This is a genomic window from Dehalococcoidia bacterium, assembly GCA_025060295.1.
Classification (GTDB): Bacteria; Chloroflexota; Dehalococcoidia; order Lucifugimonadales; family HRBIN23; genus HRBIN23.
In genome coordinates, this window is the sequence record JANXCH010000001.1 from 67,156 (window position 1) to 85,564 (window position 18,409).

Below are 18,409 nucleotides of genomic sequence, written 5' to 3' on the forward strand. Positions count from 1 at the left end.
GGGGGTCGCATGCCTAGCGTGAACTGGAGCCTGCTGTGGCCGGAAGGTTTGGCTACCGCTTTGGCCTTTGTCATCTTTCTGGTGGATCTCTTTTTGCCTCCAGCACGCAAGCGGGCATTGCCGTGGCTGACGGCTTTGGGTCTCGGGGGTGTGCTGGCCTTCACGCTGGTGTTCCTGTGGGGGCGGCAGGAGACCCTGTTTGACGGGCTATACCGTGTGGATGCGTATGCACTGCTGTTCAAGGTGGTTTTCCTGGGGGTGGGGCTTCTGGTGGCGTTAGCCTCGATGGAATATGTGCAGAAGTACTTGGAACATCCGGGGGAATATTACGCCATTTTGGTGTTGGCGGTGGTGGGGATGATGGGCATGGCCTCGGCGGGGGAGTTACTCACGGGCATCATCGCTTTGGAGCTAGAAAGTTTTGCTCTGTATGTGCTGGTGGCGTATGCGCGAGGGGACGCCAAGTCCAACGAGGCGGCTATGAAGTTTATCCTGTTGGGTGCGTTCGCCTCGGCCCTGATGCTGTATGGAGTAAGTCTGGTGTATGGAGCCGTAGGGACGACCTTTTTTGCCGAGATGGCCCAACGCCTGCCCCAGGTGGAGCAGACGCCTGTGCTGGCTCTGGGGTTGGGGCTGGTGCTGGTGGGGTTCGGGTTCAAACTGGCGGCCGTGCCTTTCCATATGTGGGCTCCCGATGTTTATGAGGGGGCCCCTCTGCCCGTAACGGCCTTTATTGCGGTGGCCTCCAAGGCGGCGGTGGTGGCGCTTCTCTTACGGTTTCTGGCGGAGGGGGTGCTGCCCACCCAGGGGCAATGGGAGTGGGTTTTGGCAATCCTTGCGGCCCTGACCATGACGCTGGGGAACCTGGTAGCCCTGGCGCAACGCAATCTTAAGCGTCTGCTGGCCTATTCCAGTATCGGTCAGGTGGGTTACCTGTTGGCGGGGCTGACCGCGCTGTCTCCGATGGCATCCACGGGGGTGGTGTATCACCTGATCGGATATGCGGTTACCAATTTGGCGGCTTTTGGGGCCCTTATCTTCTTCTACAATCGCACGCAAGGGGATGATATCGCCTCCCTGGCGGGTGCGGCCCAGCGGGAGCCGTTCGTCGCGATGGCGATGGCGGTGGCGTTGTTCTCTCTGGCTGGATTGCCATTCTTTGTGGGTTTCTCCAGCAAGTTCTACCTGTTTACGGCAGCGGCCCAGGGGGGCTGGCTGTGGCTGGCGGCATTGGGAGTGGTGAACAGTGTAATCTCCCTCTACTACTATTTGGTGATTATTCGGCAGATGTATATCGAGCGTCCCCGAGAGGAGGGGCGTTTCTCGCTGTCGCCCCTCTGGGGAGCCACTTTAAGCCTCCTCGTGGCGGGTATCTGTGTCCTGGGGGTGTATCCGGGGCCGCTGGTGCGAGTAGTGGAGATGGCCACTCAAGCCATTTTGCCCTAGCAAGGAAGGGTGTGTGCGCGGGCCAGCACAGATTTCGTGGCCGGCGCACCATGAGACGATTTTCGTCAACATTTCGTTTCCTGCGATTGCACAAGATTATGCTTGTAAGGCCCTTGACAAAATGAAAGGTAGTATGTATGGTCTTGGCGAGGGGTCGCCCTTCCTTATCCCGTCTCACGGGGGCTGTGGCCCTCTCACACACTCGGCGTAAGGAGGAAGCATGGCGGTGGGACGGCTCTGTGCATTCGGGTTAGTAATGGTTTTGCTGGGTTTTGCCACAGCCTGTCGAGCGGCGCCGGCGCCGACGGGCCCTACCCCCACCCCAACCTCTGTGGTCCGCCCTGCCCCCCAGCCCACGCCCACGCCCTTCCCCACTCCCACACCTTTGCCCCTTGCCACTCCTGGCGCGGGCGTCCTCCCCACGCCCACACCTATCCCTACGCCCACCCCTGGGGTGGAGGGCAAATACGGGGGCATCCTCATTTGGGCGCAGGAGCGGGATGTGGTGTCAGCCGAGATCTCCATGTATGAGGGCCTCAGTTACTTGAGCCAGCACCCCACACGCCCCCTGTATAGCCAGATCGTCATGAACGACCCTCAAGACGCTTATAAGGTCATCCCTGACTTGGCGGAGCGCTGGGAGATGCGCCCGGACGGGATGCAGTGGACTTTCTACCTGCGGCGCAATGCGGTGTGGCACGACGGCAAGCCCGTGACCGCCCACGATGTGAAGTTCACCTTTGACCGCATGTTCAACCCGCCCCCCGGCCAGGTGCGGGGACGCGCCGCACCCGTCCTTGACTATATGGACGGCCCCGCTTCCGTGGTGGTGAAGGACGACTACACCGTCCAGTTCAATTTAAAGTTTCCGGCTGCCTCCTTCCTTGCTCTGATGAACAATCCCTACCTGGTAGTGATGCCCAAGCACTATGTGGAGGCTCGCCCGGACAAGCAGGTGCGGGTGTGGAAGGATGTCATCGGGAGTGGGGCGTTCCGAGTGAAAAGCATGACCCCCGGCTCGTCCTATGAGATGGTGAAGTTTGACAAGTTCTACATTCCGGGACGGCCGTATCTGGATGGCATGCGTGTGCTGGTGATGCCAGACCCGGCGACCCGTTTCGCAGCCCTGCGGGCGCGTCGTCTGCACATCATCCCCCAGAGCGTTACCTATGCCCAGGCCGAGGTCATCGCCAAGGAGATGCCCCACATCGTCCTCCAGCGGGTGCCCCGCATCGCCGGCGATACCATTCAGTTGAATGTCAAACAACCGCCTTTCACCGACCCGCGTGTGCGGAGGGCGGTGTCCTTGGCTTTGCCGCGTGCGTGTCTGAAGGACGGGCCGTGCTATGCTGTGGAGCCTGATGGCTACATGGGTGGGGTGCTGTTCCCCTATGGCCCCTGGGCATTGCGCCCGGAGGATTTGGCCGACAAAGTGCCCGGCTATGCCTCTACGGTGGCGGGCAAGGAGCGGGAGCGGCAGGAGGCGCGCCGCCTTCTGGCAGAGGCCGGATTCCCCAACGGGTTCAAGATCGTTATGGACACCCGCGAGCTGCGCTCATACATTGACTGCGCCCAGTGGGCCATTGAAGAACTGCGCAAGGTGGGTATAGAAGTTACCGACCTGAAGATTCACGACTCTGCCTCTTACTACGAACTAACCCTGGAGGGACGGCATAAGATCATCGCCCACGGGCACGCCTTTGCCCTGGACGACCCCGACCTGGTCATTCCCGACCACTACCTGTGTGGTGGGGCGGAGAACCACCCCAAGTTGTGCATGAAGGAGATTGAGGATCTCTTTGCCAAGCAACAGCGCACCCTGGATGTGGGCGAGCGCATCCGCCTCCTGAAGGACCTCCAGCGCCTCATTCTGGACCAGGACGCCAAAATTTGGATCGCTTGGGAGGTGTCGCGCGTGCCCCACTGGCCTGAGGTGAAGGGCTGGTATGCCGTCAACAGCCTTTATATGAGCCAGCACTTCTGGGATGTGTGGCTCGAGCGGTAGGGGAGCCGACAGGCGCGGAGAAGGGGGATGCGCGACTACTTGATTCGGCGGTTCCTGCTCCTCATCCTCACGGTCTGGGGGGTGAGTGTCGTCATCTTCCTCATTATGCGGGTGGTGCCCGGGGATCCCATTATGGCCCTTATGGGCGAGGGGGGGGCCACCAAGGAGCAGATCGCCAAAATTCGCCGGGACCTGGGGTTGGACCGCCCCCTGGTGGTGCAGTACTTTGATTGGCTCTGGGATACAGTGCGCCTAGACCTGGGGAAGTCCCTATGGAAAGGGACGGAAATATCCTATGAACTCAAGACGCGTCTGCCCGTAACCCTGCAACTGGCCATTATGAGCCTTATCCTCTCGGTGGTAATCGCCCTGGTAACGGGGATTGTGTCGGCCCTCAAGCAGGATACCTGGTGGGACTATGCCTTCCGAGTGTTCACCATTGCGGGGCTAGCCCTGCCCGCCTTTTGGGTGGGCATCCTCGTGATCTTGATGCTGGCTTTGTGGTTTAACTGGCTGCCCACCATCGAGTATGTCCCGTTCTTTGAAAACCCGCGGGAGAATTTACTGCAGTTCATCTTCCCCGCCCTGGTGATCGGATGGCGTCAGGCGGCGGTTACAGGGCGTATGGTGCGCTCCTCCATGCTGGAGGTGCTGCGGGAGGATTATATCCGCACGGCGCGGGCGAAGGGGTTGGCGGAGCGTATCGTTATCTTCCGCCACGCCCTAAAAAACGCCTCTTTGCCTGTGGTAACGGTCATCGGCATTGAGGCGACCCTGCTCCTGGGTGGGGTGGTGGTGATAGAGCAGGTGTTCAGCATGCCGGGCCTGGGACGGGCGCTGGTGAGCGCCATCTATTATCGGGACTATCCCATGGTGCAGTTCCTGGTTACCTTTTTCGCCTTTGTAACAGTAGTGATCAACCTGATTGTGGACTTGACCTACGGCTGGCTGGACCCGCGCATTCGCTACGAGTAGGACGGAACACGAGGAGGCATAGGTGGCGCTGGGCTCCTCTTCCCCGGTTGGCGCGGTGCACACTTCCACCGAGGTACGGGCTCTGCGGCGCAGTCCTTGGAAGGGTGTGGTGCGTTTCATCGTCCGCAAGCCCCTGGGAGCAGTGGGGGCGGGGATGATCCTCTTTTTGGTGCTGTTCGCCTATGTCGGGGTGTTTTTTATGCCCTACGGCAAACTGGAGCAGAACGTCTTGGAGGCCCTGAACGCCCCTTCGCTGCGCCACCCCCTGGGCACCGACCAGTTTGGGCGCGACATGCTCACCCGCATTATGTACGCCTCCCAAGTCTCTCTGTTCATCGGTTTTGCCACCGTTCTGGTGAGTGGCGTGGTGGGTGGGATTATCGGGGTAGTCAGCGGATACTTGGGGGGGAAGGTGGATCTGTTGTTCCAGCGTGTGGTTGATGTGCTCATGTCCTTCCCCTTGCTGATTTTAGCCATGGCCATCGTGGCAATGCTGGGGGCGTCCACCTACAATGTCATCATCGCCATCGCCATCTCCTACGCCCCCCGTTTGGCGCGGGTGGTGCGATCGGTAGCCTTATCGGTGCGGGAGAAGCAGTATGTGGAGGCGGCACGGGCGATCGGGTGCTCCGATGTGCGGGTGATGGTCTACCATGTTGCCCCTCAGTGCGTGGCTCCCACTTTAGTGCTTGTTACTGCCCAGTTGGGGGCTGCCATTCTGGTGGAGTCGTCCTTAAGTTTCTTGGGCCTGGGCACGCAAGAGCCCAATCCCTCGTTGGGCAATATGCTCAGCGGAGCAGCGGCGGGCTACTTCGAGTTGGCCCCGTGGATGGCCATCTTCCCCGGCTTGGCCATCGCTCTCGCCGTGTTTGGATTCAATGTGTTTGGCGATGCCTTGCGGGATGTGCTGGACCCCCGCCTGCGGGGTGCAGGACGCTAAAGGGCTTGACACACCCCTCCCCTTGTGGCTATCATAAAAGCCAACAATAAAGCGGAAAAGGCGACGACCGGGACGAGTAGCCCCCCAGCGAGGCTCCAGAGAGCCGGGGCAGGTGGAAGCCGGCGCTAGCGCAGGGGGTGAATGGCCCCGCGAGCCGCACCCCGAACGGGTCAGTGCCCTAGTAGGCGGTGCCGGGCAGGCCCCGTTACCACGGCCTGGGTGGCTCTGTGGCGTGCCTGCCACGCCACCCGAGAAGATGAGGCCTGCCCAGAGGATAGGGCAGGCGAAGAAGGGTGGCACCGCGGTGTGCCTGTGTGCCCCGCCCCTTTATGGCGGGGCTTTTTTGTTGGAGGCGACGACGGGGAGTGGTTACACGCCCCTCAGGAGGAGGTGCCTATGGCCGAGGAGACCAAAATCATCCTGTCAGAGAAGGAAATTCCCACCCAGTGGTACAATGTGCAGGCGGACCTGCCCAAACCCCTTCCGCCGGTAATTCACCCCGCCACCAAACAGCCCATCGGGCCCCAGGATTTGGCCCCCATCTTCCCCCAAGCCCTGATTCTGCAGGAGGTAACACGGGAGCGCTGGGTGCCCATCCCCGAAGAGGTGCGCCGGGTGTATGCCCTGTGGCGTCCCACGCCCCTGTACCGTGCGCACCGATTGGAGAAGGCTCTGAATACCCCCGCCCACATCTACTACAAGTATGAGGGCGTCTCCCCGCCAGGAAGCCATAAGCCCAACACGGCTGTGGCCCAAGCCTACTATAACAAGGTGGAGGGGGTGCGCCGCCTCACCACCGAGACAGGAGCCGGCCAGTGGGGCAGTGCTTTGGCCTTCGCCTGTCGCCTGTTCGGACTGGAGTGCAAGGTGTATATGGTGAAGGTCTCTTACTTCCAGAAGCCCTACCGCCGGGTGATGATGGAGACATGGGGTGCGAAGGTGGTGCCCAGCCCCAGCCCGGACACCAACGCCGGGCGGAGCATTCTGAGCAAGGATCCCGAAAACCCTGGCTCCCTGGGCATCGCCATCAGCGAGGCGGTGGAGGACGCCGCCACCCACGAGGATACCAAGTACTCCCTGGGCTCGGTGCTCAACCATGTGCTCCTGCACCAGACGGTCATTGGGGAGGAGGCACGCCTGCAGATGGAAAAGGCAGGGGAGTATCCCGATATCGTTATCGGGTGCATCGGGGGAGGTTCTAACTTCGCTGGCTTGGCGTTGCCATTCGTGCGCGACCGCCTGCAGGGGCGCACCAAGACCCGCTTCATCGCTGTGGAGCCAGAGGCCTGCCCCTCGGTAACTCGGGGGGTATACACCTACGACTTTGGCGATACCGCTGGCATGACGCCCCTTCTGAAGATGCACACCTTGGGGCATACCTTTATGCCTCCACGCATTCACGCTGGGGGCCTGCGCTACCACGGAATGGCTCCCATTATCTCCCTGTTGGTGGAGGAGAAGGTGGTGGAGGCGGTAGCAGTGCACCAGAACCCCACCTTTGAAGCCGCCGTAACCTTCGCCCGTGCGGAGGGCATCATCCCCGCCCCTGAATCGGCCCATGCTATTCGTGTGGCCATTGACGAGGCGCTAAAGGCGCGGGAGGCGGGTCAACGGCGGGTAATTCTGTTCAACTTGTCGGGGCACGGCCACTTTGATATGCAGGCCTACGACGAATACCTGTCGGGACGCCTGCAGGATTACGCCTATCCGCGGGAGGCGGTGGAGCGGGCGATGGCCCAGCTTCCCAAGGTGTAGAGTGTAGGGGAAGGCTCGGTATGGCGGGGCGGGTGCCTCTTCCCGGGAAGCGGTGGCGCAGGGGTTGGGTGTTGCCACCCCCCGTTTCCCCACTGGCCCGAGGAGGAGAGCATGTATTACCCCACCTTAGACGAAGTGAAGAGCCTCGCCCATCACGGCAACCTGGTCCCTATTTATCGGGAACTGAACGCCGACCTGGAGACGCCCGTCTCGGCTTTTCTCAAAGTGGCGCGCCCTCCGTACGCCTTTCTTTTGGAGAGTGTGGAGGGGGGCGAGCGCCTAGCTCGGTATAGTTTCCTGGGGACCGAGCCCCGCCGTGTCATCCGCACCGGCCCCAACCAACCCGACGGCGCCCGCGACCCCCTGCAGGTGATTCAGGCCGAACTGTCCCGCTATCGGCTCGTGCCCGTGGCGGGGTTGCCCCGCTTCCACGGGGGGGCAGTGGGCTACCTTGCCTATGAGGTGGTGCGCTACTTTGAGCCGCGCGTCCCGCCGCCAAAAGCGGATGTGCTGGGCCTGCCTGAAGCGGTGTTCATGCTGTGCGATACCCTCCTCGTGTTTGATCACCTGCGCCACACCATCAAGGTGGTGAGCCACGCCTACCTGGACGGCTCGGTGGAGCGGGCCTATGCCCACGCGGTGATGCGCATTGAGCGCGTGGTGCGTCGTCTGGGGCGCCCTCTTTCCCTCCCCCGCCGTCCCACCAGCCCCTGGGCACCCACCCGACGGGAAAGCATCGTCTCCCCTGCGGGGGGCCTGGATTATGGCTCATCCGCCCGCGGCGAAGGCCCCCGCTGGACCTCCAACATCCCCAAGCCCCAATATTTAGATATGGTGCGCAAAGCCCAGGAGTACATCCGCGCGGGAGACATTATCCAGGTCGTCCTCTCCCAGCGGTTCTCGTGCCCCACCACAGCCCGCCCCCTAGACCTCTACCGTGCTTTGCGGGCCATCAACCCCTCGCCTTATATGTTCTTCCTGGCTTTGGACGGCTTTTACCTCATTGGGGCGTCGCCCGAATTACTAGTGCGGGTGGAGGGGGATGAAGTGGCCACCCATCCCATCGCCGGCACCCGCCCTCGCGGGCGCACTCCCGAGGAGGACCAGGCCCTGGAGGAGGAACTGAAGTCCAGTGAGAAGGAGCGTGCCGAACACTTGATGCTCCTGGACCTGGGGCGCAACGATATTGGACGGGTGAGCCGGCCGGGCACGGTGCGGGTTACCCAGATGATGGAGGTGGAGCGCTATAGCCACGTCATGCACCTTGTCTCTCACGTGATGGGGCGGTTGCGCCCCGACCTGACCTGTTACGATGCTTTGCGGGCCTGCTTCCCCGCCGGCACCGTGTCCGGAGCCCCCAAGGTCCGCGCTATGGAGATCATCGCCGAACTGGAGCCCGATGCCCGCGGCCCCTACGCCGGCGCAGTGGGCTATTTCAGTTTCTCGGGCAACATGGATACCTGCATCACTCTGCGCACCATCCTGCTGAAGGATGGCGTTGCCCATGTGCAGGCGGGCGGGGGCATCGTATACGATTCCACGCCCGAAGGGGAATACGAGGAGTGCCACCATAAGGCCCGTGCCCTTCTGCGCGCCATCCAGGAGGCCGAGGTGGGGCGGTAAAAGGAGCGCACGATGTTGGTGCTCATAGACAACTACGACAGTTTCACCTACAACCTGTATCAGTACCTGTGTGAGCTGGGAGCCGAGGTGCGCGTGGTGCGCAACGACCAGGCCACCTTGGAGGACCTAGAGGCCACGCAGCCCCATGGGCTTGTAATCTCCCCTGGCCCGTGCACCCCGCGGGAGGCGGGCATCTCCAATGACGTCATTCGCCATTTCGGGCAGCGCATCCCCGTGCTAGGGGTATGCCTGGGGCACCAGTGCATTGGGCATGTGTTCGGAGCGCGGGTGGGGCGGGCTCCGGAGATTGTGCACGGCAAGACCTCCCTCATTTATCACGATGGTAAAGGGGTCTTTCGTGGTTTGCTCAATCCCTTCCCTGCCACCCGTTATCACTCCTTGGTTGTCTACGAGGAGGGCCTGCCGGAGTGTCTGGAGGTGAGCGCCCGCACCGCCTCCGGGCTTATCATGGGCCTGCGCCACCGCACCTGGCCCATTGAAGGGGTGCAGTTCCATCCCGAATCCATCGCTACTCCCGCGGGGAAGGACCTGCTGCGCAATTTCCTGGATATGGTATACTCTAGGCAGGGAGGCCGGGGAAAGCCATGAACCTGAAAGAACTGGTCTCTGCCCACCGAGCCCACAGCCCCCGTTTGTCCGGGAAACCGCTGGAGGCGGTGCTCTTGTGGTATGCGGACTTGGGGCTAGAGGTGTGGGACGAGGAGGTGCGCTACCATTGTCCCTCCTGTGGCATCGTGCTCACGGTCCCCGTGGAGGAGTTTGTGGTCCGCGATTCCAACGAAGACTTGCGGTGCGACGCCTGCCGAGGGGAGTTGGAGGAGCGGGGTGGCCCAATGGCGTAGCCCGGAAAGGAGCCGGCGTTGGCAGTGAAAGCCTACATCCTCATCACGGTGGACACCGCTCTGACAAAGCAAATCGTCGCTACGCTGCGACGCAACCCACGCCTCAAAGAGGTGAACGAGGTACTGGGGCCGTTTGACATTATCGTGGAGATGGAGGCCCCCGATTTGGATGGGGTCACAGCTACCCTGAGGGAGGAAGTGCGCCCCATTCCCGGCATCCGCAATACCCTCACCTGTGTGGTGATGCACTCCTGATCACGCATGCCCTTCCTCTGCACCCCAATCGGGGTGGTGCGCAATGGCATCAGCGAGCCGCAAGGGGTCATCTGGGAGCAGGTGACCTCGGAAGTTGTGGTTGATGCCCAGTGGGAACCCGCCCTGGAGGGCATAGAGGCCTTCTCCCATATTTGGGTTATCTTTTGGCTCCATCGTTCCGAACCACCCGCTTCTCTGCACATCCACCCCATGGGGCGGGAGGACTTGCCGGAGGTGGGGCTGTTTGCCACCCGCTCGCCACGCCGCCCCAACCCCATCGCCATCACCGCAGTGCGCCTGCTGGAGCGGCGCGGGCGCGCCCTGGTGGTGCGGGGCCTGGACGCTTTGGATGGCACGCCTGTGTTAGATATCAAGCCGTACCTCCGTGGTGATAAAGTGGTTCACTTGCGGGTGCCCTCTTGGCCCTCCAAACTTGGCGATCGGGTCAAGACCATTTAACTTTCCGAACCTCGGTTGCCAGCCCGGCGGGAGCGTGGGGGTATATCCCTGGTGAGGGTGGCTTGGCTGTTCAATCCCGCCACCTGTTCCGAGCATTGAGCCCATCGTCCTATTGACAGCCCCCTCCTTGGCGCCTAGCATGGGGTTACCCCTCGCACCGGCGACGCAGTGGGCAACGGAGGTAAGCCATGACCAAGGCGTACATCCTCATTGAGACCGCCGTGGGGAAGACCCGGGATGTGGTACAGGCTCTGCGCACCATTTCAGGGATGCGCTCCGTGGACGCCGTGACGGGCCCCTACGATGTCATTGCGGTTTTGGAGGCGGATGACCTCAACACCATCGGCCAGACCGTTACGGAGAAGATTCACACCGTCAGTGGGGTCTTGCGCACCGTTACCTGCCTTTCGGTAACCGTCCGTTAGGGCGCCAGCAGGCAAGTAACAGGGAGGGGGGATGGAGTATCGTTTCACTCCACAGGAAGAGGCGTTTCGCCAGGAGGTTCGTGCCTTTCTGCAGAGGGAACTGCCCCCTGGGTACACCGGCCCTGTCACGCTGGGGGACGAAGAGGATGAGGCCCTACATCGGCGCATGCAGCGCCTCCTGGCCCAAAAGGGCTGGCTTACTATCGGCTGGCCTAAGGAATACGGGGGACAGGCTGCCTCCCAAATCACCCAGACCATTTTTGCCGAGGAGGTGGCCTACTTCCGCGCCCCGGGGGTGGACACCAGCGGGATCAAGATGCTGGGGCCGACCCTGATGCTTTGGGGGACCGAGGAACAGAAGCGGGAGTTTTTGCCCCCCATCGCCCGTGGCGAGGTGAACTGGTGCCAAGGGTACTCGGAGCCGGGCTCGGGCTCCGACCTTGCGTCTCTGCAAACCCGCGCTGTAGCCGACGGTGATGACTTCATCATCAATGGCTCCAAAATCTGGACGAGCCGTGCCCACCGCGCCGATTGGATGTTCCTGCTGGCCCGCACCAATCCCGATGCCCCTAAACATCGGGGCATCACCTTCTTCCTGGTGAGTATGCGGAGTCCCGGCGTTCAGGTGCGTCCCATTGTGAATATGGCCGGGGTGCATCACTTCAATCAGGTGTTCTTTGACAATGTGCGCGTGCCCAAGCGCCAAGTGGTGGGGGAGGTGGACCGAGGGTGGTATGTGGCGGTAACTCTCCTGGACTTTGAGCGTTCGGGTGTGGAATATCCCACCCAAGCCCGCAAATACACGGAGGACCTGGCACAGTTCGCCCGGGAGGCCGATGGGGGCCGGTTGGCCAAGGACCCCCGCTGGCGCGCCCGCCTGGCCGAGTTGTACTTAGAGGCCCAGGTGGGGCGCCTGCTGGCCTACCACGTGGCATACCTGCAGAGCCAAAAGCAGGTGCCCAACAAAGAGGCATCTATCAGCAAGGTGTTTGGCACCGAATTGCTCCAGAGGGTGGCCCACACAGGGATGGAGATGCTGGGGGTGTACGGCCTGCTGGATAAAGGCGCGCCCAAAGCACCTTTGGGGGGTGTGATCAGTCGTCTGTGGCTATGTGCGCGTTCCACCAGTATCGGTGCCGGCACCAGCGAAATCCAGCGCAATATCATCGCTCTGCGAGGATTGGGTCTGCCCAGGGGGTAAGGGTCGCCTTGCGCCTGGCTTGGGGGGCTGCGCCTCTGGGGAGACGGGTTGGGTTGGTGGTGGGGGTCGCCCTCCTGGCCCTTGTCGTAGGACTCGGCTGGGGCTGTCGAGCTGTCCAGGAGCGGGTGGAGGCGGCCAAACCCCGGGTGGAGGTATCCGGGGCACGCCTGCGGAGCATTAGCCCCACCAGCATGCTGGTAGAGGCCCAGGCCACGGTGGATAACCCTAACCCCATCGGGGCGCACATTGAGAGTGTTACCTACGATATCTTTTTCCGGCGGGGGGAAGTCTGGGTTGTGCTCGGCCGAGGGGAGAAGCGAGACTTTCAGATACGCCCGCAGGGGAGCACCGCCTTGGAGTTACCTGTAACGGTGGATAACCTTGCTCTGGTGCAAGCCCTCGCTACCGCCCTCGCCCAAGGGGGGGTGGTGCCGATAAAGATAAGCGGAACGGTGCGGGTGAAGGTTGGCCCCACTGCCTTCACCATCCCTTTTGAGCAGGAGCGGACGGCCTTCCTGCTGCGCTAACCGCAGCACATTTGGGGTTGTCTCTTCTTGACACCTGTTCGCCACTTGCTAGGATGAGGCTGAACCGCGCCCCAGGAGGGAGCCGTGCTGGAGATCACCAAAGAGCGTTTGCTGTGGATGTACCGCACCATGTGCACCATCCGTGAGTTTGAGGAGCGGGCCATGGCCGAGGTCAGCGCCCGCCGCACCTTCGGGGGGATGCACTCCTCGGCAGGGCAGGAGGCGGTGCCGACCGGTATCTGCGCCCACCTGGGGCCCCGCGATGCCATCGCCAGCACCCACCGGGGGCACGGTCACTGCATCGCCAAGGGGGTGGATCCCCGCCTTATGATGGCCGAACTGTTCGGGCGCAGCACAGGAACGAATAAGGGCAAGGGCGGTTCCATGCACATCGCCGATATGGGCAAGGGGATGTTGGGGGCCAATGGCGTTGTGGGGGCCAGTGTGCCCCTGGCTGTGGGGGCGGCTCTGGCCGCCCGCCTGCGGGGGGAGGACAGGGTGGCCGTGGCGTTCTTCGGGGACGGTGCGGCCAATCAGGGTGTGATTCACGAGAGTATGAACTTGGCCGCCATTTGGAGGTTACCTGTCATCTTCGTCTGCGAAAACAACCTGTATGCCGAGTCGACCCCGGTGGAGTACTCCTCGGCAGTGCCTGACCTGGCACGCCGTGCGGCCGCCTACAACATGCCGGGTGTCATCGTTGACGGGATGGATGTGCTAGATGTGTACGACAAGGCGGGCGTGGCCATCGGTCGGGCACGGGCCGGGCAGGGGCCAACCTTCCTAGAATGCAAGACCTATCGCTTCTACGGCCACTTCAGTGGCGATAACCCACGCACCTACCGCACCGAGGAGGAGGAGCGCGCCTACCGCGCCCGCGACCCCATCCCGACCTTTCGGCGACGCCTCCTGGAGGAGAAGGTCTGCACCCCCGAGGAACTGGACTCTATCCAGAAGCAGGTGGTGGACCTGATTGAGGAGGCGGTGCGCTTTGCTGACCAAAGTCCCTTACCGCCCCCCGAAGAGGTGCTGACGGATGTCTATGTAACTATCCCGCGGGACTGGCTAGTACGGGGCACGGGTTTGACCATATAAGAGGGGAGCTGATAGCGCCCCCAGGGAGGGTGCGATGCCCAACATCCTCGCCAACGGCATACGCATCTTTTACCAAGAGTGGGGTGGAGGTCCGTTCATCGTGTGGCATCACGGTTTGTTCGGCACCTCTGACCAGTGGCGCGAGGTGGCCGACCATCTGCAGGGCAGGTATCGTTCCGTGGCCTATGATGCACGTGCCCACGGGCGCTCCGAGGTGCCCTCCCGACCGGAAGACTACGCGCAAGACCTGCTGGTGGAGGATGTGCGGGGTGTCTTGGACGCCCTGGGCGTTCCACAAGCCGTTGTGGGGGGCCACTCTATGGGGAGCAATGTGGCCTTGCACTTCGCCTTCCGCTACCCTACGCGGTGTCGTGCCCTTGTGCTCGTAGGTATAGGCTCCGGCTCCACCGACACCGAGGGGTGGCGCGCCCGCATGGGTCTCTTGGCCGACCTGGCCGAGAAAGAAGGGATGGAACGGGTGCTGAGGGAGATTCAGACTCTCCCTGCGTGGAAACCCGCTTTTTCCCATCCCCAGTTGGGGCCACGCCTCGCCCGAGAGGTGCTGGCCTGTTCCCCCCAGGGCATCGCCCGCACCATTCGGGGTGTGCAGATGCGCCGTCCCACCATCTTCCAACTCGAGCCCTTCCTGGTGCGGTTGACGGTGCCCACACTAGTAGTCTATGGCGAGTTGGACGAGCCCGTGGTGGAGGCATCGCGCTTCATCGGGCAAAAGGTTCCCAAGGCCCAGGTGGTGGCGGTGCCCGGTGTGGGGCATTGGACGCATCTGGAGGCCCTACCCACATTCCTGCACACTCTGGACGCCTTCCTGGAGCGGGTGGAGCGGGGCCAATAGGGGATGACACCTATGCCATACCCCGCTGTCCATCTAATTGGGATTAGCGGAATCCCGGAAGTGCGCCCCGGGGACGACCTGGCGTATCTTATCGTTCAGGCCAGCCACGCGCAAGGCACCCCCCTCCACAACGGGGATGTGGTGGTCATCACCCAAAAGATCGTTTCCAAAGCTGAGGGGCGGCTAGTGGACTTGGGGACGGTGGAACCCTCTCCCTTCGCGCGCCATATTGCCCAGCAGTGGGACAAAGACCCCCGCCATGTGGAGGTGGTGCTGCGGGAGAGCAGACGCATCGTGCGCATGGATCGGGGCGTTATCATCTGCGAAACCCATCACGGCTTTATCTGCGCCAATGCGGGGGTGGATGCATCCAACATTCCTGGGGAGGGAGTGGTCTCCTTATTACCCCAAGACCCTGACGCCTCGGCACGACGGGTGCGTCAGGGTATCCGCGCGCGCGCTGGGGTAACGGTGGCGGTCATCATCAGCGATACCTTTGGGCGTCCGTGGCGGGAGGGCACCACCAATGTGGCCATTGGGGTAGCGGGGATGGAGCCTCTGGTGGACTACCGCGGGCGCAAGGATACCTATGGCAAGGAACTGCGGGTGAGCATCGCTGCTGTGGCTGATGAGATCGCCAGTGCTGCGGATCTGGTCATGGGCAAGACAGGGTTGGTGCCGGTGGTCATCGTGCGGGGATACCCGTACCAGCCCACAGAGGGGTCGGCCAGGGCCCTTCTACGGGAGCCGTCCCAGGATATGTTTCGCTGAACCTGGAACGCCCTTGTGGGCGTAGCGTCTTTACGCTATGATAAAAATGCGTCGGGGAGTGGCGCAGGGGGAGCGCGCACGGTTCGGGTCCGTGAGGTCGCGGGTTCAAATCCCGCCTCCCCGAGAGGCCGGTGTGGGAGAGGGTCGGATGCCTCCCCGTCGACAGGATCCCCTGTATGCCCAGGCCCGCCAGTTGGCCAAGGACTGGGCGGAGTTGTATCAGCAGTTCCAGCAGGTGCAGAAGCAGGCCGAAGCCCTCAACGCCCTCCTGAACGCCCGTATAGAAGACATCCAAGCTTTGCGCCGACAAAGCGAGGAGGCCGAAAGCGCCTATCGCTTTGTGCGTCAACGCCTCGAAGGCCTGCTGGAGGCTCTGGAAAAGGTGTTGGCCCGCCCCTGGCCGCCGGAGGCGTCTTTTCTACGGGAGGAGGTGGCGCGGGCCGTCGCCACCGCGCGCCAAGACCTGCCCACCCTCGGCTAACCCTTATCCCAACGCCGGTTGCCCCTCCATAGGAATATGCACTATGCGGCCGTCTGCACCTGCCCAGACGCCTGGAATGGGCCGTCCGCAGGAGGGGCAGGTGCCGTGGGGAGTAAGGGCATATTCTAGAACAGTGAAGCCCCAGCGGGCGATTAGGCGTCGCCCACAGCTGGGGCAGAAGGTGTGCTCATAAGGTCCCACGCGGCCGGGCAAGTTCCCCGCATACACGAAGCGCAAGCCGTGCTGCCGTGCGATGCCACACGCCCACACGAGACGGTGAGTAGGAGTGGCTGCGGTATCTTGCATCTTATAATCTGGGTGGAAGGCGGTGATATGCCAGGGTATGTCCGGGGAGATGGACGCCAGGAAACGGGCGGCGCTATGCAGCTCCTCCTCCCCGTCGTTGAAGCCGGGCACCAAAAGAGTAACCACTTCCACCCAGTACCCCATCTGGAAGGTGCGACGGATAGTGTCCAGCACCCGCTCCAACACGCCCCCCAGTCTGCGATAGGAGCGGTCGTTGAAGGACTTCAGGTCAATCTTATAGGCGTCCAGGTGAGGGCGCAGATAGGCCAGCACCTCCGGGGTTGAGTTGCCGTTAGAGATATAGGCGGTGCGGAGGCTGCGTTGACGCGCCTCCTTGAACACGGCTACTGCCCATTCGCTGGTGATCAGGGGCTCGTTGTAGGAACTGGCCACCACCCGGGCCCCTTCGTGAACGGCTATCCGCACCAGAGTGGCTGGGGAGACCTCGTAGGGCTGGGCGCGTGCGGCAGGGTCGCGCAGGGCTTGAGAAGTGATCCAGTTCTGGCAGTAGGGGCAGTGATAGTCACAGCCGAGCATACCGAAGGTGAGGGCGACGGAGCCGGGAAGGAAGTGGAACAAGGGCTTTTTTTCAATGGGATCGGCCTGCAAGGCTGCCACATACCCCCATGGCACCCGGAGGCGTCCATCCTTATTAAAGCGCACCTGGCAGATTCCCCGATGCCCCGGCAGGATGAGGCACCGGTGCCCGCACGCCCAGCAGCGAACTTTGTTCTCCTCCAGACGCTCGTAGCATTCCCCCTCACGGGTGAGGGTGTCCAACACCTCCGCCAGCGGGCGCACCTCGGCCTTGAGCAACGGCATACCCCACCTCCCCTTTTTCAGTGTAGCATGGGGGGAAAGGAGAGATATCCATGCGTGCTTTGGTGAGCGTCTCCGACAAACGGGGGGTAGTGGACTTGGCGCGCCGTCTACATCAGGCGGGGGTGAGCCTCATCAGCACGGGGGGCACGGCGCGCCTCCTGTCCCAAGAGGGTATCCCTGTTCAGCAGGTCTCGGACCTCACCCGCTTCCCTGAACTTTTGGACGGACGGGTGAAGACTCTGCATCCCGTCATTCACGCCGGCATTTTGGCCCGTCGGGACAAGCCTGAGCACATGGCCGAACTAGGGCGGCGCAATCTCGTCCCCATTGACATCGTCGTTGTCAACCTATACCCCTTTGAGGCGACCATCCAGCGCCCGGATGTGCCACTGGACGAGGCCCTGGAGCAGATAGACATCGGCGGGCCGACTCTGCTGCGGGCCGCCGCTAAGAACTTCCCCGCCGTCGTGCCCTTGTGCGACCCCACCGACTACTCCTGGGTGGGCGAGAAGGTCGTTGCCCGCACCCTGACCCTTGCCGAACGGCGCGCCCTCGCAGCCAAGGCGTTTCAGCATGTGGCTCTTTACGATACAATCATCGCCCGTTGGCTGCGCGGGGATACCGAACTGTTTCCCGCAGAGATGACCTTTGGAGGGCGTCTTGTGCAGCGTCTGCGTTACGGTGAAAACCCCCACCAGCAGGGTGCTTTGTATGCGTGGGCACCCGTTCGGGGAGGCATCGCCCAGGCTCGCCAATTGCACGGAAAGGAACTTTCGTATAACAACATTCTGGACGCTTCGGCCGCCTGGGAGGCGGTCAATGAATGGACCGAGCCGGCGTGTGTCATCGTCAAGCATACCAATCCCTGTGGTTTGGCCGTGCACGCGGACCTGGTTGAAGCCTATCGGCGGGCTTATGCGGGCGACCCCGTCTCCGCCTATGGAGGGATTGTGGGGTTCAACAGGGTTGTGTCCAGTGCGGTTGCCGACGCAATGCGAGGGGTGTTCTATGAGGTGGTGGTGGCTCCCGGCTACACCTCCGAAGCCCTCGCCATTCTTACCAAACGGCGCGACCTACGCATCCTGGAGGTGCCTACGGGAGGCGAAGGCTTGGAGGTGCGCACCGTAAGCGGGGGATTCCTCGTCCAAACTGCCGATACCCTCCGGGAAGACACGGCCACCTGGAAAGTGGTAACTCAACGCCCTCCCACCCCGGCCGAATGGGAGGACTTGACCTTTGCCTGGGGAGTGGTCAAGCACGTCAAGTCTAACGCCATCGTTCTCGTCAAGGACAAAGCTCTCGTGGGCATGGGGGCGGGCCAGCCCAACCGGGTCACCAGCGTGCGTCTGGCGGTGCAGGTGGCGGGGGCGCGTGCGCGGGGGAGTGTTCTCGCCAGCGACGCTTTTTTCCCTTTCCCCGACGGTGTGGAGGCGGCAGCCGAGGGAGGTGTAACGGCCATCATTCAGCCGGGTGGCTCTATTCGGGATGCCGACGTCATCGCCGCCGCCGACCGATTAGGTTTAGCTATGGTATGCACAGGCGTCCGCCACTTCCGTCATTGACAAGACTGCCACAAAAAGGAGAACGGGGTCTAAAGGGACTGGAGA

Annotated in this window: 19 protein-coding genes and 1 tRNA gene; 19 read left to right on the forward strand and 1 reads right to left on the reverse strand. The window is 62.4% G+C overall.

Annotated elements, in window-relative coordinates; genetic code table 11:
* The first annotated feature begins 9 nt into the window (after window positions 1-9).
* From NZ951_00385 to NZ951_00470, 18 genes are all read left to right on the forward strand, one after another.
* On the forward strand, window positions 10-1,446 hold the full coding sequence (locus NZ951_00385) for an NADH-quinone oxidoreductase subunit N (GenBank protein ID MCS7206391.1): 1,437 nt from the start codon (window positions 10-12) through the stop codon (window positions 1,444-1,446).
* A gap of 220 nt (window positions 1,447-1,666) precedes the next feature.
* Window positions 1,667-3,451, forward strand: a complete 1,785-nt coding sequence (locus tag NZ951_00390) for an ABC transporter substrate-binding protein (GenBank protein MCS7206392.1) — start codon at window positions 1,667-1,669, stop codon at window positions 3,449-3,451.
* Between the two features lie 27 nt (window positions 3,452-3,478).
* Window positions 3,479-4,426 carry an ABC transporter permease gene (locus NZ951_00395; GenBank protein MCS7206393.1) on the forward strand — a complete coding sequence of 316 codons (948 nt, stop codon included), beginning with the start codon at window positions 3,479-3,481 and terminating at the stop codon, window positions 4,424-4,426.
* A gap of 22 nt (window positions 4,427-4,448) precedes the next feature.
* A complete protein-coding gene (locus tag NZ951_00400; protein ID MCS7206394.1) occupies window positions 4,449-5,366 on the forward strand; it encodes an ABC transporter permease in 918 nt (305 codons plus the stop codon).
* A gap of 396 nt (window positions 5,367-5,762) precedes the next feature.
* A complete protein-coding gene (locus NZ951_00405; protein MCS7206395.1) occupies window positions 5,763-7,121 on the forward strand; it encodes a TrpB-like pyridoxal phosphate-dependent enzyme in 1,359 nt (452 codons plus the stop codon).
* 111 nt (window positions 7,122-7,232) lie between these two features.
* The gene (gene trpE, locus NZ951_00410; protein MCS7206396.1) at window positions 7,233-8,744 is read left to right on the forward strand and encodes an anthranilate synthase component I; all 1,512 of its coding nucleotides are present in this window, start codon (window positions 7,233-7,235) and stop codon (window positions 8,742-8,744) included.
* Window positions 8,745-8,756: 12 nt separating this feature from the next.
* A complete protein-coding gene (locus NZ951_00415) occupies window positions 8,757-9,353 on the forward strand; it encodes an aminodeoxychorismate/anthranilate synthase component II (protein MCS7206397.1) in 597 nt (198 codons plus the stop codon).
* Window positions 9,350-9,607, forward strand: a complete 258-nt coding sequence (locus NZ951_00420; protein MCS7206398.1) for a hypothetical protein — start codon at window positions 9,350-9,352, stop codon at window positions 9,605-9,607. The genes NZ951_00415 and NZ951_00420 overlap by 4 nt, the downstream gene beginning before the upstream one ends.
* Window positions 9,608-9,631: 24 nt before the next feature.
* On the forward strand, window positions 9,632-9,862 hold the full coding sequence (locus NZ951_00425) for an Lrp/AsnC ligand binding domain-containing protein (GenBank protein MCS7206399.1): 231 nt from the start codon (window positions 9,632-9,634) through the stop codon (window positions 9,860-9,862).
* 6 nt (window positions 9,863-9,868) lie between these two features.
* On the forward strand, window positions 9,869-10,321 hold the full coding sequence (tsaA, locus tag NZ951_00430; protein ID MCS7206400.1) for a tRNA (N6-threonylcarbamoyladenosine(37)-N6)-methyltransferase TrmO: 453 nt from the start codon (window positions 9,869-9,871) through the stop codon (window positions 10,319-10,321).
* Between the two features lie 188 nt (window positions 10,322-10,509).
* Window positions 10,510-10,746, forward strand: coding sequence for an Lrp/AsnC ligand binding domain-containing protein (locus NZ951_00435; protein ID MCS7206401.1), 237 nt, complete (start codon window positions 10,510-10,512; stop codon window positions 10,744-10,746).
* A 31-nt stretch (window positions 10,747-10,777) separates the two neighbouring features.
* Window positions 10,778-11,947: an acyl-CoA dehydrogenase family protein gene (locus tag NZ951_00440; protein ID MCS7206402.1), complete on the forward strand. Its 1,170-nt coding sequence runs from the start codon at window positions 10,778-10,780 to the stop codon at window positions 11,945-11,947.
* An 8-nt stretch (window positions 11,948-11,955) separates the two neighbouring features.
* Window positions 11,956-12,474, forward strand: coding sequence for an LEA type 2 family protein (locus tag NZ951_00445; protein MCS7206403.1), 519 nt, complete (start codon window positions 11,956-11,958; stop codon window positions 12,472-12,474).
* Between the two features lie 117 nt (window positions 12,475-12,591).
* Window positions 12,592-13,569, forward strand: coding sequence for a thiamine pyrophosphate-dependent dehydrogenase E1 component subunit alpha (locus NZ951_00450; protein ID MCS7206404.1), 978 nt, complete (start codon window positions 12,592-12,594; stop codon window positions 13,567-13,569).
* Between the two features lie 34 nt (window positions 13,570-13,603).
* Window positions 13,604-14,422: an alpha/beta hydrolase gene (locus NZ951_00455; GenBank protein ID MCS7206405.1), complete on the forward strand. Its 819-nt coding sequence runs from the start codon at window positions 13,604-13,606 to the stop codon at window positions 14,420-14,422.
* Window positions 14,423-14,434: 12 nt separating this feature from the next.
* Window positions 14,435-15,193: a coenzyme F420-0:L-glutamate ligase gene (cofE, locus tag NZ951_00460; GenBank protein MCS7206406.1), complete on the forward strand. Its 759-nt coding sequence runs from the start codon at window positions 14,435-14,437 to the stop codon at window positions 15,191-15,193.
* A 52-nt stretch (window positions 15,194-15,245) separates the two neighbouring features.
* A tRNA-Pro gene (locus tag NZ951_00465) sits at window positions 15,246-15,317 on the forward strand.
* Window positions 15,318-15,341: 24 nt separating this feature from the next.
* A complete protein-coding gene (locus NZ951_00470) occupies window positions 15,342-15,674 on the forward strand; it encodes a hypothetical protein (protein ID MCS7206407.1) in 333 nt (110 codons plus the stop codon).
* A gap of 3 nt (window positions 15,675-15,677) precedes the next feature.
* Here the strand turns inward: NZ951_00470 and amrS are convergent, their stop codons facing one another.
* Window positions 15,678-16,802 carry an AmmeMemoRadiSam system radical SAM enzyme gene (gene amrS / locus NZ951_00475; protein MCS7206408.1) on the reverse strand — a complete coding sequence of 375 codons (1,125 nt, stop codon included), beginning with the start codon at window positions 16,800-16,802 and terminating at the stop codon, window positions 15,678-15,680.
* A 50-nt stretch (window positions 16,803-16,852) separates the two neighbouring features.
* Between amrS and purH the strand changes: the two genes are divergently transcribed.
* Entirely contained in the window at window positions 16,853-18,364 is a 1,512-nt protein-coding gene (purH, locus tag NZ951_00480; GenBank protein ID MCS7206409.1) for a bifunctional phosphoribosylaminoimidazolecarboxamide formyltransferase/IMP cyclohydrolase, read from the forward strand.
* Window positions 18,365-18,409: the final 45 nt, after the last annotated feature.

Coding starts and splice junctions, on each gene's coding strand:
- NZ951_00385 (MCS7206391.1), top strand. CDS start 10: ATGCCTAGCGTGAACTGGAGCCTGCTGTGGCCGGAAGGTTTGGCTACC.
- NZ951_00390 (MCS7206392.1), top strand. CDS start 1,667: ATGGCGGTGGGACGGCTCTGTGCATTCGGGTTAGTAATGGTTTTGCTG.
- NZ951_00395 (MCS7206393.1), top strand. CDS start 3,479: ATGCGCGACTACTTGATTCGGCGGTTCCTGCTCCTCATCCTCACGGTC.
- NZ951_00405 (MCS7206395.1), top strand. CDS start 5,763: ATGGCCGAGGAGACCAAAATCATCCTGTCAGAGAAGGAAATTCCCACC.
- trpE (MCS7206396.1), top strand. CDS start 7,233: ATGTATTACCCCACCTTAGACGAAGTGAAGAGCCTCGCCCATCACGGC.
- NZ951_00415 (MCS7206397.1), top strand. CDS start 8,757: ATGTTGGTGCTCATAGACAACTACGACAGTTTCACCTACAACCTGTAT.
- NZ951_00420 (MCS7206398.1), top strand. CDS start 9,350: ATGAACCTGAAAGAACTGGTCTCTGCCCACCGAGCCCACAGCCCCCGT.
- tsaA (MCS7206400.1), top strand. CDS start 9,869: ATGCCCTTCCTCTGCACCCCAATCGGGGTGGTGCGCAATGGCATCAGC.
- NZ951_00435 (MCS7206401.1), top strand. CDS start 10,510: ATGACCAAGGCGTACATCCTCATTGAGACCGCCGTGGGGAAGACCCGG.
- NZ951_00440 (MCS7206402.1), top strand. CDS start 10,778: ATGGAGTATCGTTTCACTCCACAGGAAGAGGCGTTTCGCCAGGAGGTT.
- NZ951_00450 (MCS7206404.1), top strand. CDS start 12,592: ATGTACCGCACCATGTGCACCATCCGTGAGTTTGAGGAGCGGGCCATG.
- NZ951_00455 (MCS7206405.1), top strand. CDS start 13,604: ATGCCCAACATCCTCGCCAACGGCATACGCATCTTTTACCAAGAGTGG.
- cofE (MCS7206406.1), top strand. CDS start 14,435: ATGCCATACCCCGCTGTCCATCTAATTGGGATTAGCGGAATCCCGGAA.
- NZ951_00470 (MCS7206407.1), top strand. CDS start 15,342: ATGCCTCCCCGTCGACAGGATCCCCTGTATGCCCAGGCCCGCCAGTTG.
- amrS (MCS7206408.1), bottom strand. CDS start 16,802: ATGCCGTTGCTCAAGGCCGAGGTGCGCCCGCTGGCGGAGGTGTTGGAC.
- purH (MCS7206409.1), top strand. CDS start 16,853: ATGCGTGCTTTGGTGAGCGTCTCCGACAAACGGGGGGTAGTGGACTTG.